The organism is Kitasatospora sp. NPDC001683 (assembly GCF_053596495.1).
In genome coordinates, this window is the sequence record NZ_JBSFGK010000010.1 from 49,922 (window position 1) to 73,948 (window position 24,027).

Genomic DNA, 24,027 nt, shown 5'->3' on the forward strand with positions numbered 1-24,027 from the left:
TCTGCTACTTTGCAAAGTCGACAGCAAGTCCATCGAGATCGAGGGGGAGCGACCGTGTCCGAGTCGCGCGAAGGTCCGACCGTCCTGCGGATCACCGAGGTGGGGGAGGAGATCCTCCGTCGCACCTGCCGTACGGCGACCGAGGAGGACTTCGGCAGCGAGGGCCTGGCCCGGCTGATCGACGACATGTTCGCCACCATGTACGTCGCCGACGGCTGCGGACTCGCCGCCAACCAGGTGGACGTGGACCTGCGCCTGTTCGTCTACGACTGCCCCGACGACGACGGCGTCCGGCACGTCGGGCACGTGCTCAACCCGGTGGTCGAGGAGCAGGAGCCCGGCCGCCCCCTGATCGAGGACGTCGAAGGCTGCCTGTCCGTGCCCGGCGCCAACACCCGGCTCGCCCGCCCGGCCCACGCCGTGGTGCGCGGTGTCGACCAGCACGGCGAGCCCGTGACGATCGAGGGCACCGGCTACTTCGCCCGCTGCCTCCAGCACGAGACCGACCACCTGGACGGGGGCCTCTACATCGACCGGCTCTCCGCCCGCGACCGCAAGCGGATGATGAAGCAGACCGCCGACCGCCGCGAGAAGGTGTTCGCCGAGCGCGCCGCGAAGGCCGCGAAGACGGTGGGGTGAGGTGGTGACCGAACCGGCCCGCCCCGCCGCCGGCCACCTCGTTGCCGTCCGCCGCTCCTACGACACCGTCGCCGCCGACTACGCCCGGCTGGTCGTCCCGCCCGCCGGAATGGACCCCCTCTCGCGCGCCATGCTCGCGGCCTTCGCCGAGCTGGTGCGGGAGTCGGGCGGCGGCGTGGTAGCTGATCTCGGCTGCGGCCCGGGCAAGGTGACCGCCCACCTGGCGGCGCTCGGCCTGCCGGCCTTCGGGGTGGACGTGTCGGGGGAGATGATCGCGCTCGCCCGCCGTTCCCACCCCGAACTCCGCTTCCAGCAGGGCGAGATGGCCGCGCTGGAGCTGCCCGACCGTGCCCTCGGCGGCATCCTCGCCTGGTACTCGGTGCACCACACACCGGACGAGCAACTGCCCGCGCTGTTCGCGGAGTTCCACCGGGTGCTCGCCCCGGGCGGGCACCTGCTGCTGGGCGGCCACACCGGGGACGGGCAGTCGCGGCCGGGCTCGGCGTACGGGCATCCGGTGTCGTACACCTCGTACCTGGTCCCGGGCGACCGGCTGGTCGAGCTGCTGGCCGGGGCCGGATTCACCGTCACCACCCGGCTGGACCAGGCCCGGCCGGAGCATCCGGAGCGGGGCTATGTCAGCTTGCTGGCGCATGCCTGACTGGCTCTGCCGGGGGAGCCGGTTCCGCCCCGCGGTCGAGGTGGGGGCGGGGTGGCCCCGGCGAGGGTGGACGCATGTTGAAGAACATCCCGGTCGGTGACACCGAACGCCCGGTTCCCCGTTGGGCGTTGCGCCTCGCCAGGGCCCTGCCGTTCGTGCTCCTGCCGCACTGCCTGTGGCGGCTGCCGTTCGCCTTCGACTTCCGGATGGGCCTCGTGGATCCGGCCGCCCCGGCCTACGAATGGTGGGACACGCCGTACGTGTTCGCGCTGAGCCTGATCACCGAGGCGCTGGCGCTGCTCACCGTGGGGCTGGTCAGCGGGTGGGGTGAGGTGTTCCCGCGCTGGGTGCCGTTCCTGCGGGGGCACCGGGTGCCGCCGCTCGGGCCGCTGATCGCGACGCTGCTGGGCGGGCTGGTGCTGTTCGGACTGTTCGGGCTGCAGCCGCTCGTCTGGTTCGGTGTGGTGGACGAGGTCGGGTTCGGCAACATCTGGTGGGAGGCCCTGTACCGGGTCTGCGTCAGCCCCGCGATGCTCTGGGGCCCGATCACCATCGCCCTCGGCATCGCGTACTACCGCCGCCGTACGGCTTGAATCTCCTGAGCGCAGGAAGTCGGACCGGCCGACTTCCTGCGCCGCTGCGTTCAGTTCGTCCGGTAGTACTCGCCGACCGCCGTGAAGGCCTCCTTCGGCTCCCAGGGGAGGCCGGCGAACCTGCTCCCCGGGCGGTCCTCGTACACCTTGACGACGCCGTAGCTCGCCAGGTCGAGGTCCTCGCGCGGATCGCCGTTCGGGCGGTGGACGAAGTCGTAGAGCGCGAAGGTGAACACGAAGGCGGCCTCGATCCCGCCGGCGTCGAAGGACGTCAGCAGTTCGCGCAGGTAGGCGGCCTGGCCGGGCTCGTCGCGCTGGTGGCCGCCGTCGAGGCGCACCGGGCCGTCGGGGCCGTACTCGACCACCGACAGGCCGAGCGCGCCCCGGTCGCCCGCGCCGCGGTAGGTGGCGGAGCCGAACTCGGTGATGGCGACCGGCTTGCCCTGGGCGGTCAGGTCGCGGACGCCGTCGGCGAAGCGGTCGGCGGTCTCGGCGGAGCGGTAGAGGTCGAGGGAGATGACGTCGAAGGGCGTCCAGTCGACCCGGACGCCCTGGAGTTGCTGCGCCAGGCGAACCGGCACTGGAGCTCCCCGCTCGGCGGGGTGCTGCGCGAACCGCTGGCCGCCGCGGGCGGTGCGACGGAGTTCCTGGCGCAGTTGCAGGACCAGTCCGGCGACGCGGCGGCCGCCCCCTGGCTCACCGTGCTGGGCCGGGCCGTCGCCCGCGGCGAGGCGGCGCCCGAGGTGCTGCACCTGCGGGTGGCGACGGTGACGGTGGTGCTGCTGCGCAACGAGTTCGTGGTGCGCGGGGTGCCGAGCGCGCCCGACGACGTGCTGGTGGAGATCGTCGACGAGGTGTACCTGCCGCTGGTGCGGCGCCGGGGCGCTAGCTGACCCGGTTGCCCTCGGTCAGGGTGGCGGCGAGGCGCTCGGCGACGGCCGCGTCCAGTGGGCCGTGGCCGAGCAGGAAGCGGTACCAGAACACCCCGTAGACCTGGTCCACGATCAGGTCCAGGTCGGCGTCGCCGGCCAGTTCGCCGCGCTCCCGGCCCCGGGCGAGGAGCTCGTGCAGGGCGGTGCGCCGGGTGGCGGTGAAGGTGCGCATCAGTTCGGCCAGGTGCGGGTCGCGGGCGGCCTCGCGGGCGACGGTGCGCAGCGCGGAGGCGGTGGTGCCGCGCTGGGCGGCGTCGAAGGTGGTCTCGATGAAGGCGCGCAGGTCGGTGCGCAGGGCGCCGGTGTCGGGCTGGTCGGAGACGTCCTGGTCGGCGCGGTCGGTGAGGGCGTCCAGCAGGACGGCGCCCTTGGAGGGCCACCAGCGGTAGACGGTCTGCTTGCCGACGCCGGCCGTGCGGGCGATGGCGTCGATGGTGACGGGCGTGCCGTCGGAGTCGGCGAGCAGCCGCAGGGCCGCGTCCAGGATCGCCCGGTGGGCCGCCTCGTTGCGGCGGCGGCCGGTGTGCGGCCGGGTGGAGGGGCCCTGTTCGGCGTGGGTGTCGGTCTCGCTCATCGTGGTGTCCCTTTCTTTCGGCCGCCCTTGACAAGACTAACAGTCTCGGCAACCATCATTACCGGAACCAGCGGTCTCGACAAGCACTCGAAAAGCCGGAAGGGCCAGAACCATGAGCACTGCATCGAACCTCTTCGCCGGTCAGCGCGTCGTCGTGATGGGCGGCAGCTCCGGCATCGGCGAGGCGGCCGCCACCGCATTCGCGGCGGACGGCGCCGAGGTCGTGATCACCGGCCGCGACCGCGAGAAGCTGGACGCCGCCGTCGCCCGGATCGGCGGCAAGGCCAGCGGCGCACAGCTGGACGCGACCGACCCGGCCGCCCTGGCCCGCTTCTTCACCGGGACCGGCACCGTCGACCACCTGGTCGTCGCGGTCAGCGGCGCGGCCGGCAGCGGCCCGTTCGCCCAGCTCGACCTCGCCGACCTCGCGCACGGCTTCGACGCCAAGTTCTGGCCGCAGGTCCGTGTCCTCCAGGCGGCCCTGCCGCACCTGCGCAAGGACGGCTCGGTCACCCTGATCACCGCCGCCTCCGCCCGCTCCGCCTTCCCCGGCACCGCCGGACTGGCCGCCATCAACGGCGCGCTGGAGGCGATGGTCCCGCCGCTGGCCGTCGAGCTCGCCCCGCTGCGGGTCAACGCCGTGTCGCCCGGCGTCATCGACACCCCGTGGTGGGACCGGGTTCCGGCCGAGCGGCGCACCGCCCTCTTCGACGGCCTCGCCGCCACCACCCCGGTCGGCCGGGTCGGCCGCCCCGAGGAGGTCGCCCGGGCGATCCACATGTTCGCGGCCAACACCTTCGTCACCGGCGTGGTGCTGGACTGCACCGGCGGAGCCAACCTGCCCACCGGCCGCTGAGCACCGCATGACGTACGGCCCGGCCCGGGGACTGCTCCCGGGCCGGGCGTTGTGGTGAATCCGTCACCCTCCGTCCGTCACCACTCCGCCACCCGGTAGTCCTTGAGGAACACCCCCGACAGCGGGTGGCCGGCCTCGCCGCGCACGATCGGGTCGTAGACCCGGGCCGCGCCGTCCACGATGTCCAGGGGGGTGCGGAAGCCGCGGGCGGCGATCCGGGTCTTCTTGGGCGCCGGGTTCTCGTCGGTGATCCAGCCGGTGTCGACGGCGCACATGTGCACGCCCTGCGGGGCGAGTTCGGCCGCGCTGGTGCGGGTGAGCATGTTGAGCGCGGCCTTGGCCATGTTGGTGTGGGGGTGGCGCGCGGTCTTGTTGCGGACGGCGAACCGGCCCTCCACCGCCGTGACGTTGACGATGTAGCGGGCTGGGTGCGGGGAGGCGAGCAGCAGCGGCAGCAGCCGGTCGCAGAGCAGCGCCGGGGCGAGGGCGTTGACCAGCTGGGTCTCCAGCACCTCGGCCGGGTCGAGCGAACCCAGCGTGGCGGACCAGGAGTTGGCGGGCGCGAGGTCGGGCAGCAGTCCTGCCTCGTCGGTGAAGTCCAGCAGGGCGCCCGCGCCCGAGGGGAGTTGGGCCGCACCGGTGAGCGGCTGGAAGCCGGGCGCCCGGGTGATGGCCCGGAGGTCGGCGGCCGGCAGGGCGGTGGACTCGCCCGCCGCCAGCCGGGCGTAGGACTCCGGCGGGCGGCGCAGCGTCTGGGCGGCGTTGTTGACCAGGATGTCCAGCGGTCGGCCGTCGGCGCGCAACTGATCGGTCAGACCGAGGACTTGGCGCGGGTCGCGGAGGTCGATGCCGACCACGGTCAGCCGCTCCCACCACCGCCCGCTGCCCTCGGCGGCGCGGAAGCGGCGCACCGTGTCCTGCGGGAAGCGGCTGGTGACGATCAGCTCGGCGCCGTCCCGCAGCAGCATCAGCGCGAGCTGGAAGCCGATCTTCACCCGCCCGCCGGTGAGCAGCGCGCGACGCCCGCGCAGGTCGGTGCTGAGGCCGCGACGGGCGGTGTTGTCGGCCGCGCAGTCCGGGCAGAGCGAGTGGTAGAAGCCGTCGACCTGGCGGTACGGCTGCTTGCAGACGTAGCACTTGCGCGGTGTCCGCAGCTCGCCGACCGGCCCGCCGGCCGGGGCCAGTGGTGCGTCCTCGCGGCGGTGGCGGGCGCCGGTCGCGGTGGCGGCGATCAGCTCGGCGTCGGCCTGCCGGAGCGCCTCCTTGGCCTCCTGGCGGCGGCGCTTGCGGCTCTCCATGACGAAGGAGCTGAGCTGTCGCTCGGCGTGCAGCCGGGTGCGGTCGTGGGAGGGGAGTGCGCGCAGTCGGCCGAGGGTGCGGCTGAACGCGGCGAGTTCCTCGGGGCCGAGGTCGGCTGCGCGTGCGTCGTCGCCGATCGGAAGGATCGTGCTGAGCTGGTTGTGGTCGTCCCGGACCGTCATGTCCGCCCCCTCGTGCCGTACAGGTGGGAGGGAGCGTAGTTGACGGTCCGGGACGATGGGATGCCAATTTCTCCCCGGGCACTCAGCCGCAGTCGGAGGTCAGCGAACCGGTGCCGGTGGCCCCCGGACCACCGGCACCTCGGGACGCGCCGTCGGTTCAGCCTCGTCGACTCAGCCCGCGTAGCGGCTGAAGATCTTGGCGAACTCGTACGGCTGCTGCGGGATGTTGGTGCACTTGGCCAGCGAGCCGCCGGTGCAGGCGTTGGCGTCCCGGGTGGCGTCCCAGAAGGCGAGCAGCCCGAGGTGGTTCTGCTGGGCGAAGGTAACCAACCGCTGGGCGGCGGCCTGGTCGTAGATCTGATGGTCGTCGTTCTCGCCGATCATCGGGGTGACCCCGACCATGGCCCACAGCTGGGCGTCGGTCTTGGCCGGGTAGAGCGCCTTGAGCTGGCCGAAGGTCGACTGCGCGGCCTGGACGGCGGCGTTGCCGTAGTCGGTGCCGGAGCGGTAGTAGTCCATCGCCATGATGTTGACCAGGTCGAGGTTGACCCCGGCGTCCCGGGCGGACTTGACGACGGCGACGCCGTCGCTGGTCAGGCCCTCGGGCAGGACCGGCAGGGTGAGCGAGACCTTGAGGCCGGGGTGGGCCTGCTGGAGCTTGGCGAGCGCGGCCGAGCGGCGGTCGTCGGAAGCGGTGTCGGCGATCGCCGCGCCCTCGATGTCGTAGTCGACGTAGCGCAGGTCGTAGGCGTTGACCACGGCGTCGTACTCGTTGAACAGCGAGTCCACCGAGGTGCAGGCGGCGGCGAGTTCGGTGCCGGCGGCGCCGCCGAAGGAGAGCTTGACGTCACCGCCGGCCGCGCGCAGCGCGTCGATCTGGTCCTTGGCCCAACCGGTGCGCGGGTCATAGGCGTTGAACCAGCTGGCCTTGCAGCCGACGCCGGTGACGAAGCCCATGCTGTAGCCCCTGACGCCGCCCGCCTTGGCCATGTCGGGCATGGACGGGGTGGGCCAGGCGCCCATGTCGATGTACGGGGCGACCGGGAGCGCGACGTTCGGCGGCGGGGTGCTCGGACCACCGGTCGGGGTGCCGGTGGGAGTGCCGCTCGGGGTGCCGGTCGGCGGGGTCGACGGGCTGCCGCCGCCGGGGCCGGTGAGGGTGACGTCGTCGGCGAGGTAGGCGCCCTGCCCGTACCAGCCGTGCAGGTAGACGGTGACGCTGGTGGTGCTCGGTCCGGTGGTGAAACTGGCCGACAGCTGCTGCCAGTTGGTGCCGCCGGGGGTCCACGCGGCGGGGTCGGTCACACCGCTGCCGGTGGCGCCGAGGTAGACGTACTGGCCCTGCACCCAGGCGCTGAGGCTGTACGTGGTGTTGGGCTGGACGCTCACGGTCTGGCCGCACTGCGCGGTGTCGCTCGCGCTCGCCGCCCCCTTGAGCGCGTAGGTCCCGCTGTGGGCACCGGAGTTGACGATACCGCCGGTGCCGGCGGAACAGCTCCACGGGGTGAGGGAGCCGCTCTCGAAGCCTCCGTTGGCGAGCAGGTCGGCGTCGGCCGCGCCGGCGTTCCCGGCGAGGGTGGCGAGGCCGCCGGCGGCGAGCACGGCGGCGGCGGTCAGGCTGAGGACTTTGGTCCGGCCGGCGGGGCGGCGGTGCGTGGGGGCGTGCTGGAGCGCGCTGGGCATGGGGGTGCCTCTCGGGACGTGGGGCCGCCCGCGCCGTGAGGGGGGAGACACGGGCGGGCGGCAGCATGGGGGCTGGTCCGGTGCGGGGAGGAACGCGGTGCTGAGGATCAAACTGGACTAGACCAGCTGGGCACGTCAAGCACTTCCCGGCTTCCGGAAGCCGTCCGAGGGCAGGTTTTAGGGCGGGTTTAAGGACCGCCCTCCCGGGTGAGGCCCTTTCAGCCGCAGCAGGGCTTGCACTCCTTCACCTGGACGTTGTCCAGCACCGGGCCGAACAGGCCGGCCACGGTGCTCTCGAAGGTCAGCGTGGTGCTGGAGTTCTGCGCGACGAAGCTGAACTGCCGTCCGACGTAGCCCATCGCGGTCCTGGTCTTGCCGGTGACGTCGAAGGAGTAGTCCTGGAAGTCCTGCCCGTCGATCAGCGCCCGCCCGGTCCGCACGGCGGGCCCGCCGTCGGGGTTGCCGGCCAGCGCGTACGTCACCGAGTAGGTGGCGCCGGGGACGGTGGTGAAGGTCTGGGCGATGGTGCCGGGCGCGTTGCCGTTGAGGTCGAGCGCCTGGTCGCCCTCGGCGGCCTGCCACATGCCCGCCCCGATCAGGTCGACGCTGCCGCCGGTGACCTGCCACGGGCCGATGGTCTGCCCGGCGGCGAACTCGGTGAAGGCGCCCGTCGGGGCCTTGGGGGACTCGAAGCTGCCGTCGTCGAAGTGGCTGAACGTGCGGTGGCCGGCCGCCTGGGCCGGGGCGGCGAGCGCGGTGGTGGTCAGCGCGGTGGCGGCGACGGCGAGGGCGAGCGCCGCGGTGCGGGTCCGCGAGAGTGCCATGGGTTCCTCCCCGAATCGAGTGACGCTTTCGGTCACTTCCGTGGTGTCGGGCCGAGTCGATCGGCCGCGAACAGAGCGTCGACCGTCCCGATGAGCCGTGCCAAGACCGGACGGGCGGCGCCCGGTGGTGCGGGGCTCCCGCGGGCGGCTCCCGCGCGCCGGTTTGGCGGGGGGAGGACCGCAGGGGCCGGGCGAACGGTGCGGGGACGAACGCCGGGAGCCGACGGCCGGGTGCGGGAGCCCGGTGGTGAAGGCGGAGCCGCGCGCCCCGTTCGTACGCCCACAGTGAGGCGATGACCATATGAACCGTCCGGCGGCCACGAGAGAGGAAAGGCCGGAATCAGCCGAACCACCACCACATCTGATCGAACGTCAGACATGATCGGTCGTGGGAATCGATCCGTCCCCGGGCGACCGACCTCGTGCGCCGGCCAGGGCCCGATCGACCGCAGGAGCAGCCGGAAACCAGACAGGAGCACCGTCATGCGCAACGCCCCGTTCGGCAGCAGCGGCCCGGAGGTCGGCGTCATCGGCCTCGGCTGCATGGGGATGACCTTCGCCTACGACGTGCGGAACCGGGACGACGAGAAGTCCATCGGCGTGATCCGCCAGGCGCTGGACCTCGGCGTCACCCTGATCGACACCGCCGACATCTACGGCCCGTTCACCAACGAGGAGGTGGTCGGCGCCGCCCTGGAGGGCCCGTACCGCGAGCGCGCCTTCCTGGCCACCAAGGTCGGCATGGTCCCGGGCTCGGTGGGCTCGGACGGGGAGCGGGACGGCAGCCCCGAGCACGTGCGCCGCTCGATCGACGACAGCCTGCGCCGCCTGCGCACCGACCACCTCGACCTCTACCAGCTGCACCGGGTCGACCCGGCCGTGCCGATCGAGGAGACCTGGGGCGCGCTCGCCGAGACCGTGCAGGCCGGCAAGGTCCGGCTGATCGGGCTCTCCGAGGTCGGCGTCGAGGAGATCCGGCGGGCACAGGCGGTCCACCCGGTGGCCTCGGTGCAGTCCGAGCTGTCGCTGTGGACCCGGGACGCGCTCGCCGAGGTGCTGCCGTACACCGAGGAGCAGGGCATCGCATTCCTGCCGTACGCGCCGCTCGGCCGCGGCTTCCTGACCGGCGGGATCACCTCCCTCGAGGAACTGCCCGAGGACGACTTCCGCCGCCGGCTGCCGCGCTTCCAGCAGGACGCGCTGCAGGCCAACCTGGAGCTGGTCGGCCGGGTCAGGGCGATCGCCGAGCGGATCGGGGCCACGCCCGCGCAGGTCGCGCTGGCCTGGACGCTGGCGCAGGGCCGGTACGTCTTCCCGATCCCGGGCACCAAGACCCCGCGCTACCTGCTGGACAACGCGGGCGCGGCCGGGATCGAGCTCTCGGCGGCCGACCTGGCCGAGCTGGACGCACTGCCGGCCGCCGAGGGCGGGCGCTACTACTGATCTAGCCGCTCCTTGACCCACACCAGCTGCCGTCCGGTCTCGGCCGGGGCCCGGACGGCGGCCTCGGTGACCCGGTCCAGCCGGTAGCCGAGCTTGCGCGGGACGGCCGCGCTGGCGCCGTTCGCCTGGTCGCAGCGGATCTCCACCCGGGCGATCCCCGGCAGCGCCAGCGCGGCCTCGGTCAGCGCCCCGGCCGCGGCGGTGGCGATGCCGCGGCCCACGTGCCGGGCGGCGACCCAGTAGCCGATCTCCAGCGCGCCCGGACCGATCCGCCCGTGCAGGCCGAAGGCGCCGACCACCCGGCCGGGTGCGGCGTCCAGGTCGGCCAGGTACATGAAGTCCGTGCCGGCCTCCCAGGCGGCGGTGCCGGCCCGGGTCAGCTCGGCGGTCCGGGCCCGGCTGGGGGCCTCGGCCGCCCACTCCATCCAGGGCCGCAGGTGCTCCAGGTTGGCGCGGACGGCCCGGTTCAGCGCCGGCGCGTGGGCGCTGCGGCGGCGGTGCAGGCACAGGCCGCCGGGCAGCCGCAACAGCTCGGGCGGCCGCCCTGCGGTCACCTCCGGCGCCGCCCGGGCGGGCTCGCAGGACCACGGCTGTACTCGGCTCATGGCGGCGATTATGTCCTTGGCCCGGACCTGCCACCTCCGGAAGGGGCGCACCCCCCCGGGCCCCGGCCGGGAGCACGGGCGGCGCGCCCCCGGCGCGTCAGAGCCGGACCAGCACCTCGTCGAGCTCCTTGCGCCGCAGGTCCGGCACGCGCGCTCCCTCGGCGGGGTAGCCGACCGGGATCACGTAGGCCGCGCGCTCCTCCGCCGGGCGGTCGCACACCTCGTTGAGGAACTGCATCGGGCTCGGCGTGTGGGTCAGCGTCGCCAGCCCGGCCTGGTGCAGCGAGGCCAGCAGCAGCCCGACCGCGATCCCCACCGACTCCTTGGTGTAGTACGGGCGCGGCGAGTCGGGCCCCTTGTGCACCTCGAAGACCACGATCACGGCCGGCGCGTCCTCCAGGAACGGCTTGTGCCAGTCGGTGCCGATCGGCGCCAGCGCGGTCAGCCACTCCTCGGAGGCCCGGTGGCCGTAGAACTCGCGCTCCTCGGCCTCGGCCGCCTCGCGCAACAGCCGCTTGCGCTCCGGGTCGGTGATCACCACGAACCGCCAGGGCTGGACGTGCGCGCCGCTGGGCGCGGTGTTCGCGGTGCGGACCGCCCACTCGATCACCCCGTCCGGGATCGGGCGGGTGTCGTAGTCGCGGACGGTCCGGCGCTGCGCCATCACGTCGTGGAAGGCCTTGCTACGGGCCTCGGCCTGGTCGGCCGGCACCGTCATCGGGGTGAGCGGGACGGTCGGGTGGGACGTCCCTGCCACTGTGCTGTCAACCATGGCCGACAGCACAGCACATGACGGCCGCTCCGGGAAGAGGTAGAGACCAATTCCCGGAGCGGCCGACCGTGTTCCCACGCGGGACCGGCTACCGCTCGTGCACCCGGCCGTCCCGGACCTCGATCCGCCGGTTCACCGCCACGGTGTCCAGCATCCGCCGGTCGTGGGTGACCAGCAGCAGGGTGCCGGTGTACGAGCCGAGCGCCGACTCCAGCTGCTCGATCGCGGGCAGGTCCAGGTGGTTGGTGGGCTCGTCCAGCACCAGCAGGTTGACCCCGCGCGCCTGCAGCAGCGCCAGCGCGGCCCGGGTGCGCTCACCGGGGGAGAGGGTGCCGGCCGGGCGCAGCACGTGCGCCGCCTTGAGGCCGAACTTGGCCAGCAGGGTGCGCACCTCCTCCTCGGTGAACTCCGGTACGGCGGCGGCGAAGGCGTCCGCCAGCGGCTCGCCTCCCAGGAACAAGCCACGCGCCTGGTCGACCTCGCCGACCACCACGCCGGAGCCCAGCACGGCACTGCCGGCGTCGAGTTCGAGCCGGCCGAGCAGAGCGGCCAACAGGGTGGACTTGCCCGCGCCGTTGGCACCGGTGATGGCGACCCGGTCGGCCCAGTCGATCTGCAGGTCCACCGGGCCGAAGGCGAAGTCGCCGCGCCGGGCGACGGCCGCGCGCAGGGTGGCGACCACCGAGCCGGAGCGCGGCGCGGTGGCGATCTCCATCCGCAGCTCCCACTCCTTGCGCGGCTCCTCGACGACCTCCAACCGCTCGATCATCCGCTGGGTCTGCCGGGCCTTGGAGGCCTGCTTCTCGGTGGACTCGGCGCGGGTGGCGCGGGCCTTCTTGTCGTTGTCGCCGCCCTTGCGGCGGGCGTTGCGGACGCCGTGCTCCATCCAGTTGCGCTGCATCTGCGCCCGGGCCTCCAGCGAGGCCTTGGTGTCGGCGTACTCCTCGTAATCCTCGCGGGCGTGCCGGCGGGCCACCGCGCGCTCCTCCAGGTACGCCTCGTAGCCGCCGCCGTACAGGTTGACCTGCTGCTGGTGCAGGTCCAGCTCCAGCACCTTGGTGACGGTGCGGGCCAGGAACTCGCGGTCGTGGCTGATCAGCACGGTGCCGGCGCGCAGGCCCTTGACGAAGGCCTCCAGCCGCTCCAGGCCGTCCAGGTCGAGGTCGTTGGTGGGCTCGTCGAGCAGGAACACGTCGTAGCGGGAGAGCAGCAGCGAGGCCAGGCCCGCGCGGGCGGCCTGGCCGCCGGACAGGGCCGTCATCGGCAGGTCGAGGGAGACCTTCAGGCCGAGCGAGTCGGCCACCTCCTCGGCCCGCTCCTCCAGGTCCGCGCCACCGAGGTCCAGCCAGCGGTCCAGGCTCGCCGCGTACGCGTCGTCGGCGCCCGGACGGCCCTCGACCAGGCCCTCGGTGGCCTCGTCCAGCGCGGCCTGGGCGGCCGCGACGCCGGTGCGCCGGGCCAGGAAGTCGCGCACCGACTCGCCCTCCCGCCGCTCCGGCTCCTGCGGCAGGTGGCCGATGTTGGCGCTCGCCGGGCTGAGCCGCAGCGACCCGCCCTCGGGGGTGTCCAGGCCGGCCAGCAGCCGCAGCAGGGTCGACTTGCCGGCGCCGTTCACGCCGACCAGGCCGATCACGTCACCGGGGGCGACGACCAGGTCCAGGCCGGAGAAGAGGGTGCGTTCGCCGTGGCCGGCGCTGAGGTCCTTGACTACGAGTGTGGCGCTCATGATGGGCCGATTGTAGGAGGAGCGGGCCCCGAGCCGGAAAAGTCCGAGGGCCGCGGCTGTAGCAGCCGCGGCCCCCGGACACTCCCTAGCGGGTCACTTGGCCTTCTTGGAGAAGTAGTCGAACATGTGCGCCGCGACGTCCTCCAGGTAGGGGCCTGCCTCGTAGGTGTTGGCGCCGTTGCCGACGGAGGTGTCGCTGACCAGGGCCGGCTTGCCGTCCTTGGTGGCGTACCAGCCGCCGCCGCTGCTGCCGCCGGTCATGTTGCAGCCGATCATCAGCATCGCCGGACGGTCCGGGACGCCCGGCTTCGCGGTCGGCTTGCCGCCGTCGCAGTGCTCCAGCTCGACGCCGTCGAAGGGCTTGCCCTCGGGGAAGCCGTAGTTGGAGACCGAGGCGAGCTGGTCGCGCGGGGCGTTGAACCACAGCGGCACCGAGCCGCCGACGGTCTCCTCCAGCGACTTGCCGTTCGGGTCGGGGTTGGCGACCTTGATGATGCCGAAGTCGTACTGGCTCCAGGGGCCGCCCTTCTCCGGGTCGGCCTCCTGGGTCCACTGCGGGGAGACCATGCCGGCGGTCGCGCCCCACTCGCCGTACGGCTCGGCGTCCTCCAGCTTGGACTTCTGCTTGTTGCCGTTGCTCAGCACGCCGTTGCTGTTGAAGGCCGGGGCGAAGGTGATGTCGGTGTAGTACTTGTTGCCCTTGCCGCCGTGCAGGCAGTGGCTCGCGGTCCACACCAGGTTGCTCTTGCCCGGGTTGGCCGGGTCGGAGACCACGGTGCCGGAGCACACGTAGTCGTCGTTGCCGTCCTTGAAGAAGATCTTGCCGTTGACGTGCATGTTCTTCGGGAACGGGTGCGCCACGGGCTTCGCCGCGACCACCGAGGGCAGCTGGTCCGGCCCGAGCGGCGGCTGCGCGGCGGTGGGCTGGGCCGGGGCCGCGCTGGTCGGCTGCGCGGTCGGCTGGGCCGGGGCCTGCGTCGGGTCCTGGGCCGGCGCCTGCGGCAGCGGCTTCGGCTTGGCGTTCAGCAGCTTCTGCAGCGTCCAGTAGCCCTTGACCGCCGGGGTGATCACGTTGGCCTGGGCCCACTTGTCCCAGTCCTCGAGCTTCCAGGTCTTCAGCTCCTGGACCGTCGGAAGCTTGATCGGAGCCGCGCCCGGCTTCCCGGAGGCGGAGGCGGCGACCGTCGGAGCCGCGCTCTGGGCGCCGGCCGGGTCACTGTTGTCCGGCCCGCAACCGGTGGCGACCACCATGGTCAGTGCGGCGACGGAAGCGCCGAGGACGGCACGGCTCGGCCGGGATATCGGTGACATGAGTTCAAATCCCCCTGTTGACTACCGCCATACGGCCCGTTCCTCGGGTACGGCCCGGGGGCCGCAGGTATGGCAGGTGAGGAGTCTGCCATGCGGATAAGAAACCCCTTACATCCACCCCCGGCTGGGACGAGGCTGTCACCGGATCGGCACGGGATCGGCACCGGGCCTTTGCCATGGGTCAATGAACGGCGCCTGCCGGCCGTGCCGTGCCGTGCCGTGCCGTGTCGGCCGTGCCGGCCGTGGCCGTGCTGGCCGTGGCCGTGCCGAATAAATCGGTTGCACCCGTTCGTCGGCGTGCCTAGCGTGGTCCACGTCATCCGCCAGACAAGGAGAAGGCCGTTGCTCTACTGAGGTCCCGGGACACCGCCCCCGCCACGCAGGCCCTGCTGCCCCGTGGTGTGCGAGTGTGCGACCTCAGTCACGGCCCCGTGGCGCACGCGCATTACCAGCGCCGCCCTGTCCTCCGGCCGTTCCGGTTCCGCACCCGCGGTGTCTCCCCGTGTTGCTCATCACCCCTTCAGCAACCACCCGGGAGGCCTTGCATGGCACAACCCACCACCGCCGTCCTCTGCACCGACCTCGCGTTCGAGTGGCCCGACGGCAAGCCCGTCCTGGACGGATTCCACCTCGCCGTCGGCCCCGGCCGCACCGGACTGATCGGCCTCAACGGCGCCGGGAAGTCCACCCTGCTGCGGCTGATCGCCGGCGAGCTCACCCCCACCGGCGGCACCGTCCGGATCGCGGGCGAACTCGGCTACCTGCCCCAGGGCCTGACGCTCGACACCGGCCTGCGGGTCGACGAGGCGCTCGGCATCCGGGCCGCCCGCGAGGCCCTGCACGCCATCGAGTCCGGCGACACCGACCAACGGCACTTCGACGCCGTCGGCGACGACTGGGACGTCGAGGAGCGCGCCCGCGCCACCCTCGACCGGCTCGGCCTGCACCGCCTCGGCCTCGACCGCACCACCGGCGAACTGTCCGGCGGCGAGGCGGTGTTGCTGCGGCTGGCCGCCCTGCTGCTGCGCCGCCCCGACGTGCTGCTGCTCGACGAGCCCACCAACAACCTCGACCGGGCCGCCCGCGAGCGGCTCTACGAGACGGTGGCCGGCTGGCACGGCGTCATGGTGATCGTCAGCCACGACCGCGAGCTGCTCCGGCACGTCGACCAGATCGCCGACCTCCGGGACGGCGAAGTCACCTGGTACGGCGGCAACTTCGACGAGTACGAGCACACCCTCGCGGCCCAGCAGGAGACGGCCGAGCGCCTGTTGCGCAACGCCGAGGCCGATGTCCAGCGCCAGAAGCGGGACTTGGTCGAGGCCCGCAGCAGGCTGGAGCGCAGCGCCAGCTACGGCAGGAAGCGCTCGATCACCCGCAACGACCCGCACATCGTCGCCGGGATGCTCAAACGCAAGGGCCAGGAGACGGCCGGCCGGCTCACCGGCATGCACACCGAGCGCCTGGAGGAGGCGAAGGCGCGGCTCACCGCCGCCGAGCAGGCGGTGCGCGACGACGCCGAGATCCGGGTCGACCTGCCGCGCACCGCAGTGCCGGCCGGGCGCGGGGTGCTCACCCTGCAGAAGGTCCGGCTGCCCGACGGCGCCACCGTCGACCTCGACCTGCGCGGTCCCGAGCGGATCGCCCTGGTCGGGCGCAACGGCTCCGGCAAGACCACGCTGCTGCGCACCATCGCGGGCGAACTCGCCCCGCTGGAGGGCATGGTCACCATCCAGGTGCCGCTGCGCCACCTGCCCCAGCGGCTCGACCTGCTGGACGACGAGCTGACGGTCGCGGAGAACGTCAAGCTGTTCGCGCCCGGCGCCGGGGACAACGCCGTCCGCGCCCGGTTGGCCCGCTTCCTGTTCCGCGGCGGCCGGGCCGACCAGCCGGCCGGCACCCTGTCCGGCGGCGAGCGGTTCCGGGCGACGCTGGCCGCCCTGCTGCTGGCCGACCCGCCGCCGCAGCTGCTGCTGCTCGACGAGCCGACCAACCACCTGGACCTCGCCAGCGTCCGCCAGCTCACCGAGGCGCTGGCCGCGTACCGGGGCGCGCTGATCGTGGTCAGCCACGACCTGCCGTTCCTGCGCGGCCTGGGGCTGACCAGGTGGCTGGAGCTGGACGGCGAACTGAGGACGGTGGATCCGATGTAGCGACTACTCCCGGTCTCGCTGGTCGCCCCGCGCGTCCTCGGTGAGCAGCCGGCGGGCCGTGCTCAGGGCGGAGTCGCCGGGTCGTTCGGTGCCGGCCGGGTGCGCTGCGCCGGCAGGACGGCAGGATGGCAGGTCGGCAGGGCGGCAGGGCGGCAGGTCGGCGGGTGGGGCGACGGGTGGAAATCCGCCGCCCCGCTGCCAACTGCCGTGTGCTGCAGTACCATCGGCGACATGCCTGCGCTCAACATCGAGTACACGGAGCACGAACTCGCCGCGATCCGCGAGGCCGCCGCCGCGGACGGCAAGAGCGTGAAGGCGTACGTCCACGACCTCAGCGTGCGGGAACAGCAGCGGCGGGTGTTCGTGGAGCACGCGGTCGCGTTCTGGAAGGACCACCGGGCGGAGTTCGACGCGGCGTTCCCGGAGGACGCGCCCGCCGCGTGAGGCACGGGGGAGCGGCCCGGTGAACGGCGAGGACGTGACGCTGCTGCACGTCGACCTGCGCTGGCTGCTCGACGTGCAGGAACGGTCCTCCCCGGAGGACCTCAGCGTGCGGGACTACTCGGCGCTGCAGGCCGCGGTGGCCCGGCACCGGGTGAACACCGCCCAGCTCGGTCACGACGCCGACCCCGCCTGGTGCGCGGCCACCCTGATGCACACCATCGTGCTGCTGCGTCCGCTCCCGGTGCGCAACAACCTGTACGCCTGCATGACGACGGCCGCGTACATGCACGCGGCCGGGGAGGGGATCGACCCGCCGTACGGGGCGCTGGTCGAGCTGGCCCGGGACGTCGTCGAGGGCAGGGCGGACGTGTACGCGGCGGCCGACCGGATCCGCTCCTGGCGGATCTGAGGCCGGCCGCTGCTCCGTTCTACGCCCGGGCGGGCCTCCACCGCCCCGCGACCAGCGTGCCCAGTCGGTCCAGCCCGACCACGAGGGCGGCGAGCACCACGAACTCGACCGTCAGCTGGGCGATCTGGCCCCAGACGTAGCCGTAGCCCCTGGTGGTCGGGTCGAAGAAGAAGTACGGGTAGGGCGTCGGGAAGTCGTCGAACAGCGCGTTGCGGGCGAGTACGACCGCCGCGTAGCCGAGCGGGAAGGCCAGCCACAGCGGGATGTCCTTCCAGGCCGCCGCGTTGCGCGGCTTCAGCACCAGCCAGTCGACCAGCACCATCACCGGCGTGACGTAGTGCAGGAAGAAGGACGACCAGTGCGCCAGCCGGTCCGGCCCGCTGGCCAGCCCTGGCAGCGGGTTGGCGCCGTGCTGGAGCAGGACGTGCGAGACCAGCCCGGTGATCAGGATGTACAGCGTGGCGGCCCCGCGCAGCCGGGGCGCGGGCGCGTCCACGGTGTCGCGCTTGACCATCCAGTACACCGCGCCGATGAAGTAGCCGAGCACGATGACGTTGCTCTGCACGGTGAAGTACACCAGCGAGGAGGCCCCGAGGACCAGGCCGAGGCCCGCGGAGAGCACGATGCCCGAGCGCCACCACAGCGCCGGGCGGGTCCGGACGGTCATGCGGTCACCAGTTCGTTGAGGCGATACGGGAGGTATCGGACGGCCAAGCGGAAGTCCGCACTCTACTTGCCGCCCTCGGGGGCGGGGAACCCGCGTACGAGCGGCTACGGCGACCCACCGGTTCAGCCCGGCAGCACGAACCCCGACTCGTACGCCGCGATCACCGCCTGGGTGCGGTCCCGGGCGCCCAGCTTGGCCAGCACGCTGCCGACATGGGTCTTCACCGTCTCCTGGCTCACCACCAGCTGCCGCGCGATCTCACCGTTGTTCAGCCCGGTGGCCATCAGCCGCAGCACCTGCGCCTCCCGCTCGGTCAGCCGCCCGATCGGCCCCCGGCCCGCGGCCGCCTCCCGCCGGCCCTCCGCGCCGTGCCGCAGCGCGAGTTCGCGCAGGGCCGCCGGGAACAGCAGCGAGTCCCCGCGCGCTACCAGCCGCACCGCCTGGACCATCTCCTCCGCCCGCGCCCGCTTCAGCAGGAACCCGGCCGCGCCCGCGCGCAGCGCGTCGTACACGTGGTCGTCGTGCTCGAAGGTGGTGACCACCAGGATCCTCGGCGGTTCGGCCATCCCGCCGACCAGCTGCTCGGTGGCCCGGATGCCGTCGATGCCGGGCATCCGGACGTCCATCAGCACCACGTGCGGGCGCAGCTCGCGCACCAGCGGGACGACCTCGGCACCGTCGGCGGCCTCGCCGACCACGCGGAGGTCCGGCTCGGCGTCGATCACCACCCGCAGGCCCATCCGGACCAGCCGTTCGTCGTCCGCGATCACCACGCGGATGGTGCCGCCCCCGTCGGTCCCGTGCTCGTCGGTCATCCCGCGCTCCCTCCCACCGGCAGCCACACGGCCAGCCGCCACGTCGTTCCGTCCTCGCTCGGCCCCACGCTGCTGCCGCCGCGCAGGGCCGTCGCGCGTTCCCCGATCCCGCGCAGCCCGCGCCCGCCGCCGGGGCGGCTCGGGCGGGCCGGGCCCAGCGGGTTGGTCAGTTCGATCTCCAGCCGGCCCGCGTCGAGCGCGACCCGCAGCCCGGCCGGGGCGGGCCCGGCATGCCGCAGCACGTTGGTCAGGCCCTCCTGCACGATCCGGTACGCCTCGCGGGAGACCTCGGCCGGCAGCGCGCCGAGGCCCGGTGCCAGCTCGGCGTCCACCGTCACACCGGTCCGGGCGAGTTGGCGCAGCAGGTCGTCCAGCCCGGCCAGGGTGGGCCCGGCCGGTCCGGCGCCGGCGTCCTCCTCCTCGCGCAACAGCCCGAGCACGGTGTCCAGTTCGGCGACGGCCCCGCGGGCGGTCTCCTCGATCGCCCGCAGCGCCTCGGCGGCGAAGTCCGGGTCGGTGCGCAGCACCCTGGCGGCCGCCGAGGCCTGGATGCCGACCGCGCTGAGCGCGTGGCCGACCGAGTCGTGCAGTTCGCGGGCCAGCCGGTTGCGCTGGGCGAGCACGGTGGCCCGCCGCTCGGCGGCGGCCAGCCGTTCCTCCGGGGTCGGGCCGAGCAGGGCGGGTGCCCAGCGGGCCAGCAGCGTGCCGCAGGCGGCGTTGGTCCCGACGATCAGCAGCAGGACGGCCAGGCCCAGCGTCGGGCCGGTGATCATCCAGCCGGGGAAGCGGTCCGTCCAGTACTTGGCGAGTTCCTCGCCCCCGGCGAATCCGAAGATCAGCACCACCGCGAACGGCGCCCCGGCCAGCGTCATCCCGGCGACCACGCCGCCCGAGAACAGGTGCAGCACGAACCAGAGCGCGGTGCGCCACCGGGCCGCCCAGGACCGGGCCGGCCCGGTGGCCAGGTCCTCCGGCCGCGCCACCGCGCACAGCGCCCGCGCGGCCGCGCCCTCCAGGCCCCGGACGGTCGGTACCAGGGCGGTGACCGCGGCCATCGGCAACGAGGTGAACAACGCGAGGAGCTGCAGCAGCAGTTGGCGAACGTGCCCCTGGTCCGGGTTGAGTGCCCCGAGCGCCACCACCGACAACAGGTAGTACGGCATGAGCAGCGCGCCGCCCAGCACCAGGTGCACCCAGCGCAGTCGGGCCCGCCGCCCGAACAACGCCTCTCCCGCCCGCCGAATCAGGCCGCCCCCCGTGTCCACCCGGGTGACTCTACGACAGCGCCGCGCACCGCCGCCGCCCGTTCCACCAGCGCCACCGCGCCGACGGCCAGCATCAGCACCGCGGACACCACCTGGGTGGCCTGCACCAGGGCCATCAGTCCGGTCGTCTCGGCCGCGGTGGCGCCGTAGGCCACCAACTGCCAGCAGCCCCAACCGAACAGCGACCCGGCGGCCGTCCAGACCACCAGCAGCGGCGCGCGCAGCGGCCGCCGGGGGCGGATCCGGAACACCAGCATCAGCAGTCCCGCCGAGGCGGCCACCGCCATCACCGCCGTCACGGCGTCCATCACCGCCACGCCCCTGGACCGGTCCTGTGCCAGCGCGATCGGCAGCCCGGCGGTGCCGCCCGCCGCCCAGTACGCCCGGGCCACCGCGATGCCGAGCCCGAGCAGCGCGGCGACGCAGGCCAGACCGCGCTGCACGGTCAGAGTGGAGGAGTGCGGCAGGTCGCCGATCTTCGCCCGCAGCAGCGCGGCCCAGCGCTGCCGGGCGTACAGGACGAACGCGGTGATCAGCGCCGACCCCTGGACGGCGAAGCCGCCGTACACCACGGGGAAGACCCAACCGCCGAGGCCGTTGCCGTTGTCCTGCTGCGTGCTCCGCTCGGGCCCCAGCAGCAGGACACTGAGCAGGTACAGCGGCAGCGCCAGCAGAATGGTGCCGAGCAGCCCGGTAGCCACCCACATCGGGAAGGCCACCAGCCCGGCCGGCGCCCGCCGTCCCCACGGCCGGACGAAGGCCAGCGCCAGGGCGACGGCGATGGCGTCCATCCCGAAGGTCAGCAGGTTCAGCAGCCACAGCCTGTCCATCTCCCCGGGGTCGCCCGACCCCACGGGATGTCCGGTCAGCCACAGCGTCTTGAGCGTCAGGTACGGTCCCGTCACCGCCACGGCCGTCCACGCGGCCCCGGCCCGTACCCGTCCTTCGTCGATCCTCATGCCCCAACGCTGCCGCCGCGCCCCGGCCCGCGGCCTCCGCCCTGGGCGCGATCCCCCTCCCCCCGGCGGGGGATTCCGGCTGCTACGCCATCCGGTGGATCAACCGGTCCTCGTGGTCCACCCGCCCGTCCGGGTCCGCGACCAGCCCGAGCCGTTCGGCGAGCCGCCGCGAGGGCAGGTTGTCGGCCCGGATCAGCGCCGTCACCGGAATCCCCGGGAACCGCGGCAGCGCCTCCGCCATCGCCGCCCGGCACGCCTCCGCCGCGTACCCCTTGCCCCAGGCGGACGGCCGGAACCGGTAGTACAGGTTGAACACCTGCTCCCCGTCCAGCGTGTGCAGGAACAGCCCGGCGACCCCGATGATCACCTCCGGCTCCTCCCGGGTCGACACCATGCAGTACCCCACCCCGTCCCGCGGCCAGTCCGCCACGAACCCCGCCAACTGCTCCCGCGCCTGCGCGATGTCCCGCTGCGGCCCGTACGGGTTGTACCGGTTGGTCTCCGGATCCCCGTGGATCGCGAACATCGCCTCGGCGTCCCCCTCCTGCGGGCGCGTCAGCACCAGCCGCTCGGAAACGGCGACGATCGTGCGGGCGGTGGTGACGTCCTGGTCGACGGTGGCCATGCTGCTTCCCCCGATGTCGTACGTAATGGATCGCTCGCACGATAGACCATTACGCCACCATTGTGCCCGCCCAATTTCCCACCGGATCGGCTCACGCTCGATCGTCTTGTGCCCGGTGGTGCGGAACCGCCGCACCGGATCCTTCCGGTCGGGGGGCGGGAGGTCTTGTTACCGGCGGGTCGCTTCCCTATCATCGCGAGTGTTACAGCTTTACTGTCAAACCCCGAAGGGTTCTGCGGCCAGTGGGTGACACGAGCAGTCCGGCGGGCGGTGCGGTCGGTCCGGGGCCGTTGGCGGGTGTGCGGGTGGTCGAGCTCGCCGGGATCGGACCGGGGCCGTTCGCGGCGATGTTGTTGGGCGATCTCGGGGCGGACGTGGTGCGGGTGGACCGCCCGGAGCCCTCGCCGCTCGGGACGGATCCGGCGTACGACCTCACCAACCGGAACAAGCGGTCGGTGCTGGTCGACCTCAAGGCACCCGGGGGACCCGGACTGGTGCTGGACCTGGTCGAGCGGGCCGACCTGCTGATCGAGGGCTACCGGCCGGGTGTCGCGGAGCGGCTCGGCGTCGGACCCGAGGCGTGTCTGGCACGCAATCCGGCGCTGGTGTACGGGCGGATGACCGGGTGGGGGCAGCAGGGCCCGCGGGCCGCCACCGCCGGGCACGACCTCGGGTACGCGGCGGTGGCCGGGGTGCTCGGGCTGGTCGCCGCGCCGGGCGGGGCCGACGCGCCGCCCGGGATCCCGGCGAACCTGCTCGGCGACTACGCGGGCGGCTCGCTCTACCTGGTCGTCGGCCTGCTGGCCGGGCTGCACCACGCCCGTGCCACCGGTGCCGGCCAGGTGGTCGACGCCGCGATCGTGGACGGTGCGGCGCACCTCGGCAGCATGCTGTGGGGGCTGCTCGCGGCCGGCCACTGGCAGGACCGCCGGGGCGTCAACCTGCTGGACGGCGGTGCGCCGTTCTACGCGATCTACCCGGCGGCCGACGGCGGGCACCTCGCGGTGGGCGCCCTGGAGCCCCGGTTCTACGCCGAGTTCGCCCGACTGCTGGAGCTGGGCCCGGACGCGCCCGGCCAGTACGACCTCGCCCGCTGGCCCGAACTGCGCGCCCTGATCGCCGCCCGCTTCGCCAGCCGGACCAGGGCCGAGTGGGAGACCGTCTTCGCCGGCTCGGACGCGTGCGTGGAACCGGTGCTGACGATGCGTCAGGCCGCTTGCGAGGAGCACCTGTTGGCGCGCGGGACGTACGTCGAGGCGGACGGTGTGACCCAGCCCGCCCCCGCCCCGCGGTTCTCCGCGACCCCCGGCGCGCTGCGCCGCCCGCCGGCCCGGCCGGGCGCGGACACCGCGGAGGTGGCCCGGGACTGGGCCGTGCCGTCGCTCGGTTCCGGAGCCGTCGACACCGAACCATTCGACTCCGCAGCAGAACAAGGGGAGTAGCGTTGCAGCGCGAGATCTTCACCGAGCAGCACGAGGACTTCCGGGACACCGTGAAGGCCTTCCTCGCCAAGGAGGTGCTGCCGCACTACGACCGCTGGGAGAAGGCCGGCATCGTCGACCGCTCCGTCTGGCTGGCGGCCGGCCGGCAGGGCCTGCTCGGCATCGCCGTGCCCGAGGAGTACGGCGGTGGCGGCGCCCCGGACTTCCGCTACGCCGCCGTGCTGGCCGAGGAGTTCGCCCGGGCCGGCGCCTCCGGGCTGGCGATCGGGCTGCACAACGACATCATCGGCCCGTACCTCACCTCGCTCGCCACCGAGGAGCAGAAGCGCCGCTGGCTGCCCGGCTTCTGCAGCGGCGAGCTGATCACCGCGATCGCGATGACCGAGCCCGGCGCCGGCTCCGACCTGCAGGGCATCCGCACCCAGGCGGTCGACCAGGGTGACCACTTCCTGCTCAACGGCGCCAAGACCTTCATCTCCAACGGCATCCTGGCCGACCTGGTCATCGTGGTCGCCCGCACCACCCCCGAGGGCGGCGCGCACGGGCTGAGCCTGCTGGCCGTCGAGCGCGGCACGCCCGGCTTCGAGCGCGGCCGCAACCTCGACAAGATCGGCCAGAAGGCCCAGGACACCGCCGAGTTGTTCTTCGAGGACGTCCGGGTGCCGAAGGAGAACCTGCTCGGCGAGCTCAACGGCGGCTTCGTCCACCTGATGCAGAACCTCGCCCAGGAACGGCTCACCATCGCCGCCGCGGCGATCGCCGGCGCCGAGTACCTGGTCGAGATCACCACCGACTACGTCAAGCAGCGCGAGGCCTTCGGCCGTCCGCTGGCCAAGCTCCAGCACGTCCGCTTCGAGATCGCCGAACTGGCCACCGAGTGCGCGATCACCCGGACCTTCGTCGACCGCTGCATCACCGAGCACAACCGCTACGCGCTCACCCCGGCGGACGCCTCGATGGCCAAGTGGTGGGCCACCGAACTGCAGAAGCGCACGGCCGACCGCTGTCTCCAACTCCACGGGGGGTACGGGTACATGAGCGAGTTCCCGGTCGCCCGGGCGTTCACCGACGGCCGCATCCAGACGATCTACGGCGGCACCACCGAGATCATGAAGGAGATCGTCGGCCGCTCCATCCTCGACTGAGTC

25 protein-coding genes are annotated in these 24,027 nt (G+C 73.2%); 11 read left to right on the top strand and 14 right to left on the bottom strand.

Features of this window, described 5'->3' with window-relative positions:
- The first annotated feature begins 9 nt into the window (after window positions 1–9).
- The 3 genes from def (at window position 10) to ACWCYO_RS08030 (ending at window position 1,893) form a co-directional block, all read left to right on the top strand.
- Entirely contained in the window at window positions 10–639 is a 630-nt protein-coding gene (gene def / locus ACWCYO_RS08020) for a peptide deformylase (protein WP_449783748.1), read from the top strand.
- A gap of 4 nt (window positions 640–643) precedes the next feature.
- Window positions 644–1,300: a class I SAM-dependent DNA methyltransferase gene (locus ACWCYO_RS08025; protein WP_449783791.1), complete on the top strand. Its 657-nt coding sequence runs from the start codon at window positions 644–646 to the stop codon at window positions 1,298–1,300.
- 74 nt (window positions 1,301–1,374) lie between these two features.
- Window positions 1,375–1,893: a hypothetical protein gene (locus ACWCYO_RS08030; protein WP_270148062.1), complete on the top strand. Its 519-nt coding sequence runs from the start codon at window positions 1,375–1,377 to the stop codon at window positions 1,891–1,893.
- Window positions 1,894–1,943: 50 nt separating this feature from the next.
- Here the strand turns inward: ACWCYO_RS08030 and ACWCYO_RS08035 are convergent, their stop codons facing one another.
- The gene (locus ACWCYO_RS08035) at window positions 1,944–2,474 is read right to left on the bottom strand and encodes a hypothetical protein (RefSeq protein WP_270151510.1); all 531 of its coding nucleotides are present in this window, start codon (window positions 2,472–2,474) and stop codon (window positions 1,944–1,946) included.
- On the opposite strand from ACWCYO_RS08035, the gene ACWCYO_RS08040 reads away from it, so the two are divergent.
- The gene (locus ACWCYO_RS08040) at window positions 2,451–2,786 is read left to right on the top strand and encodes a TetR-like C-terminal domain-containing protein (RefSeq protein WP_449783749.1); all 336 of its coding nucleotides are present in this window, start codon (window positions 2,451–2,453) and stop codon (window positions 2,784–2,786) included. The two genes, ACWCYO_RS08035 and ACWCYO_RS08040, sit on opposite strands and share 24 nt — an antisense overlap.
- Here ACWCYO_RS08040 and ACWCYO_RS08045 read toward each other — a convergent pair.
- Window positions 2,779–3,399 (bottom strand): TetR/AcrR family transcriptional regulator, encoded by a 621-nt coding sequence (locus ACWCYO_RS08045; RefSeq protein ID WP_270148063.1) that lies wholly within the window; start codon window positions 3,397–3,399, stop codon window positions 2,779–2,781. The genes ACWCYO_RS08040 and ACWCYO_RS08045 overlap by 8 nt on opposite strands.
- A 112-nt stretch (window positions 3,400–3,511) precedes the next feature.
- Here ACWCYO_RS08045 and ACWCYO_RS08050 point away from each other — a divergent pair, with 112 nt between their 5' ends.
- Entirely contained in the window at window positions 3,512–4,255 is a 744-nt protein-coding gene (locus tag ACWCYO_RS08050; RefSeq protein WP_270148064.1) for an SDR family oxidoreductase, read from the top strand.
- A gap of 77 nt (window positions 4,256–4,332) precedes the next feature.
- On the opposite strand, the gene ACWCYO_RS08055 is transcribed toward ACWCYO_RS08050, so the two are convergent.
- The 3 genes from ACWCYO_RS08055 to ACWCYO_RS08065 all read right to left on the bottom strand — a co-directional run bounded on the left by ACWCYO_RS08055 (window position 4,333) and on the right by ACWCYO_RS08065 (window position 8,243).
- Window positions 4,333–5,736, bottom strand: a complete 1,404-nt coding sequence (locus tag ACWCYO_RS08055; protein ID WP_449783750.1) for an SDR family oxidoreductase — start codon at window positions 5,734–5,736, stop codon at window positions 4,333–4,335.
- A 171-nt stretch (window positions 5,737–5,907) separates the two neighbouring features.
- Window positions 5,908–7,419, bottom strand: coding sequence for a carbohydrate binding domain-containing protein (locus ACWCYO_RS08060; protein WP_449783751.1), 1,512 nt, complete (start codon window positions 7,417–7,419; stop codon window positions 5,908–5,910).
- 218 nt (window positions 7,420–7,637) lie between these two features.
- Window positions 7,638–8,243, bottom strand: coding sequence for a choice-of-anchor C family protein (locus ACWCYO_RS08065; RefSeq protein ID WP_270148067.1), 606 nt, complete (start codon window positions 8,241–8,243; stop codon window positions 7,638–7,640).
- A gap of 483 nt (window positions 8,244–8,726) precedes the next feature.
- Here ACWCYO_RS08065 and ACWCYO_RS08070 point away from each other — a divergent pair, with 483 nt between their 5' ends.
- Complete coding sequence (locus ACWCYO_RS08070) at window positions 8,727–9,686, top strand: aldo/keto reductase (protein ID WP_270148068.1); 960 nt, start codon at window positions 8,727–8,729, stop codon at window positions 9,684–9,686.
- Here the strand turns inward: ACWCYO_RS08070 and ACWCYO_RS08075 are convergent.
- The 4 genes from ACWCYO_RS08075 to ACWCYO_RS08090 all read right to left on the bottom strand — a co-directional run bounded on the left by ACWCYO_RS08075 (window position 9,680) and on the right by ACWCYO_RS08090 (window position 14,100).
- The gene (locus tag ACWCYO_RS08075) at window positions 9,680–10,291 is read right to left on the bottom strand and encodes a GNAT family N-acetyltransferase (RefSeq protein ID WP_449783752.1); all 612 of its coding nucleotides are present in this window, start codon (window positions 10,289–10,291) and stop codon (window positions 9,680–9,682) included. The genes ACWCYO_RS08070 and ACWCYO_RS08075 overlap by 7 nt on opposite strands.
- Before the next feature lie 97 nt (window positions 10,292–10,388).
- Window positions 10,389–11,063 (bottom strand): nitroreductase family protein, encoded by a 675-nt coding sequence (locus tag ACWCYO_RS08080; RefSeq protein WP_449783753.1) that lies wholly within the window; start codon window positions 11,061–11,063, stop codon window positions 10,389–10,391.
- A gap of 88 nt (window positions 11,064–11,151) precedes the next feature.
- Window positions 11,152–12,789 carry an ABC-F family ATP-binding cassette domain-containing protein gene (locus ACWCYO_RS08085; protein ID WP_270148071.1) on the bottom strand — a complete coding sequence of 546 codons (1,638 nt, stop codon included), beginning with the start codon at window positions 12,787–12,789 and terminating at the stop codon, window positions 11,152–11,154.
- Window positions 12,790–12,882: 93 nt separating this feature from the next.
- Window positions 12,883–14,100 (bottom strand): trypsin-like serine peptidase, encoded by a 1,218-nt coding sequence (locus ACWCYO_RS08090; RefSeq protein WP_270148073.1) that lies wholly within the window; start codon window positions 14,098–14,100, stop codon window positions 12,883–12,885.
- A 545-nt stretch (window positions 14,101–14,645) separates the two neighbouring features.
- Between ACWCYO_RS08090 and ACWCYO_RS08095 the strand changes: the two genes are divergently transcribed.
- The 3 genes from ACWCYO_RS08095 (at window position 14,646) to ACWCYO_RS08105 (ending at window position 17,106) form a co-directional block, all read left to right on the top strand.
- Complete coding sequence (locus ACWCYO_RS08095) at window positions 14,646–16,253, top strand: ABC-F family ATP-binding cassette domain-containing protein (protein ID WP_449783754.1); 1,608 nt, start codon at window positions 14,646–14,648, stop codon at window positions 16,251–16,253.
- 231 nt (window positions 16,254–16,484) lie between these two features.
- Window positions 16,485–16,697, top strand: coding sequence for a hypothetical protein (locus ACWCYO_RS08100; RefSeq protein WP_270148077.1), 213 nt, complete (start codon window positions 16,485–16,487; stop codon window positions 16,695–16,697).
- 19 nt (window positions 16,698–16,716) lie between these two features.
- A complete protein-coding gene (locus ACWCYO_RS08105) occupies window positions 16,717–17,106 on the top strand; it encodes a toxin Doc (protein WP_270148078.1) in 390 nt (129 codons plus the stop codon).
- Between the two features lie 19 nt (window positions 17,107–17,125).
- Here ACWCYO_RS08105 and ACWCYO_RS08110 read toward each other — a convergent pair whose 3' ends face one another.
- From ACWCYO_RS08110 to ACWCYO_RS08130, 5 genes are all read right to left on the bottom strand, one after another.
- Window positions 17,126–17,773, bottom strand: coding sequence for a Pr6Pr family membrane protein (locus ACWCYO_RS08110; protein ID WP_449783755.1), 648 nt, complete (start codon window positions 17,771–17,773; stop codon window positions 17,126–17,128).
- Window positions 17,774–17,895: 122 nt separating this feature from the next.
- The gene (locus ACWCYO_RS08115; RefSeq protein WP_449783756.1) at window positions 17,896–18,588 is read right to left on the bottom strand and encodes a response regulator; all 693 of its coding nucleotides are present in this window, start codon (window positions 18,586–18,588) and stop codon (window positions 17,896–17,898) included.
- Window positions 18,585–19,853, bottom strand: coding sequence for a sensor histidine kinase (locus ACWCYO_RS08120; protein WP_270148083.1), 1,269 nt, complete (start codon window positions 19,851–19,853; stop codon window positions 18,585–18,587). Before ACWCYO_RS08120 ends, ACWCYO_RS08115 begins: the two co-directional genes overlap by 4 nt.
- Window positions 19,832–20,812, bottom strand: a complete 981-nt coding sequence (locus ACWCYO_RS08125; protein WP_449783757.1) for a hypothetical protein — start codon at window positions 20,810–20,812, stop codon at window positions 19,832–19,834. Before ACWCYO_RS08125 ends, ACWCYO_RS08120 begins: the two co-directional genes overlap by 22 nt.
- 82 nt (window positions 20,813–20,894) lie before the next feature.
- The gene (locus tag ACWCYO_RS08130) at window positions 20,895–21,437 is read right to left on the bottom strand and encodes a GNAT family N-acetyltransferase (RefSeq protein WP_270148085.1); all 543 of its coding nucleotides are present in this window, start codon (window positions 21,435–21,437) and stop codon (window positions 20,895–20,897) included.
- Window positions 21,438–21,679: 242 nt separating this feature from the next.
- Between ACWCYO_RS08130 and ACWCYO_RS08135 the strand changes: the two genes are divergently transcribed.
- Window positions 21,680–22,879: a CaiB/BaiF CoA transferase family protein gene (locus tag ACWCYO_RS08135; protein ID WP_449783758.1), complete on the top strand. Its 1,200-nt coding sequence runs from the start codon at window positions 21,680–21,682 to the stop codon at window positions 22,877–22,879.
- A 2-nt stretch (window positions 22,880–22,881) separates the two neighbouring features.
- Window positions 22,882–24,024, top strand: a complete 1,143-nt coding sequence (locus tag ACWCYO_RS08140; protein WP_449783759.1) for an acyl-CoA dehydrogenase family protein — start codon at window positions 22,882–22,884, stop codon at window positions 24,022–24,024.
- Window positions 24,025–24,027: the final 3 nt, after the last annotated feature.

Coding starts and splice junctions, on each gene's coding strand:
- ACWCYO_RS08030 (WP_270148062.1), top strand. CDS start 1,375: ATGTTGAAGAACATCCCGGTCGGTGACACCGAACGCCCGGTTCCCCGT.
- ACWCYO_RS08045 (WP_270148063.1), bottom strand. CDS start 3,399: ATGAGCGAGACCGACACCCACGCCGAACAGGGCCCCTCCACCCGGCCG.
- ACWCYO_RS08050 (WP_270148064.1), top strand. CDS start 3,512: ATGAGCACTGCATCGAACCTCTTCGCCGGTCAGCGCGTCGTCGTGATG.
- ACWCYO_RS08055 (WP_449783750.1), bottom strand. CDS start 5,736: ATGACGGTCCGGGACGACCACAACCAGCTCAGCACGATCCTTCCGATC.
- ACWCYO_RS08060 (WP_449783751.1), bottom strand. CDS start 7,419: ATGCCCAGCGCGCTCCAGCACGCCCCCACGCACCGCCGCCCCGCCGGC.
- ACWCYO_RS08065 (WP_270148067.1), bottom strand. CDS start 8,243: ATGGCACTCTCGCGGACCCGCACCGCGGCGCTCGCCCTCGCCGTCGCC.
- ACWCYO_RS08070 (WP_270148068.1), top strand. CDS start 8,727: ATGCGCAACGCCCCGTTCGGCAGCAGCGGCCCGGAGGTCGGCGTCATC.
- ACWCYO_RS08075 (WP_449783752.1), bottom strand. CDS start 10,291: ATGAGCCGAGTACAGCCGTGGTCCTGCGAGCCCGCCCGGGCGGCGCCG.
- ACWCYO_RS08080 (WP_449783753.1), bottom strand. CDS start 11,063: ATGGTTGACAGCACAGTGGCAGGGACGTCCCACCCGACCGTCCCGCTC.
- ACWCYO_RS08085 (WP_270148071.1), bottom strand. CDS start 12,789: ATGAGCGCCACACTCGTAGTCAAGGACCTCAGCGCCGGCCACGGCGAA.
- ACWCYO_RS08090 (WP_270148073.1), bottom strand. CDS start 14,100: ATGTCACCGATATCCCGGCCGAGCCGTGCCGTCCTCGGCGCTTCCGTC.
- ACWCYO_RS08095 (WP_449783754.1), top strand. CDS start 14,646: ATGGCACAACCCACCACCGCCGTCCTCTGCACCGACCTCGCGTTCGAG.
- ACWCYO_RS08100 (WP_270148077.1), top strand. CDS start 16,485: ATGCCTGCGCTCAACATCGAGTACACGGAGCACGAACTCGCCGCGATC.
- ACWCYO_RS08110 (WP_449783755.1), bottom strand. CDS start 17,773: ATGACCGTCCGGACCCGCCCGGCGCTGTGGTGGCGCTCGGGCATCGTG.
- ACWCYO_RS08115 (WP_449783756.1), bottom strand. CDS start 18,588: ATGACCGACGAGCACGGGACCGACGGGGGCGGCACCATCCGCGTGGTG.
- ACWCYO_RS08125 (WP_449783757.1), bottom strand. CDS start 20,812: ATGAGGATCGACGAAGGACGGGTACGGGCCGGGGCCGCGTGGACGGCC.
- ACWCYO_RS08130 (WP_270148085.1), bottom strand. CDS start 21,437: ATGGCCACCGTCGACCAGGACGTCACCACCGCCCGCACGATCGTCGCC.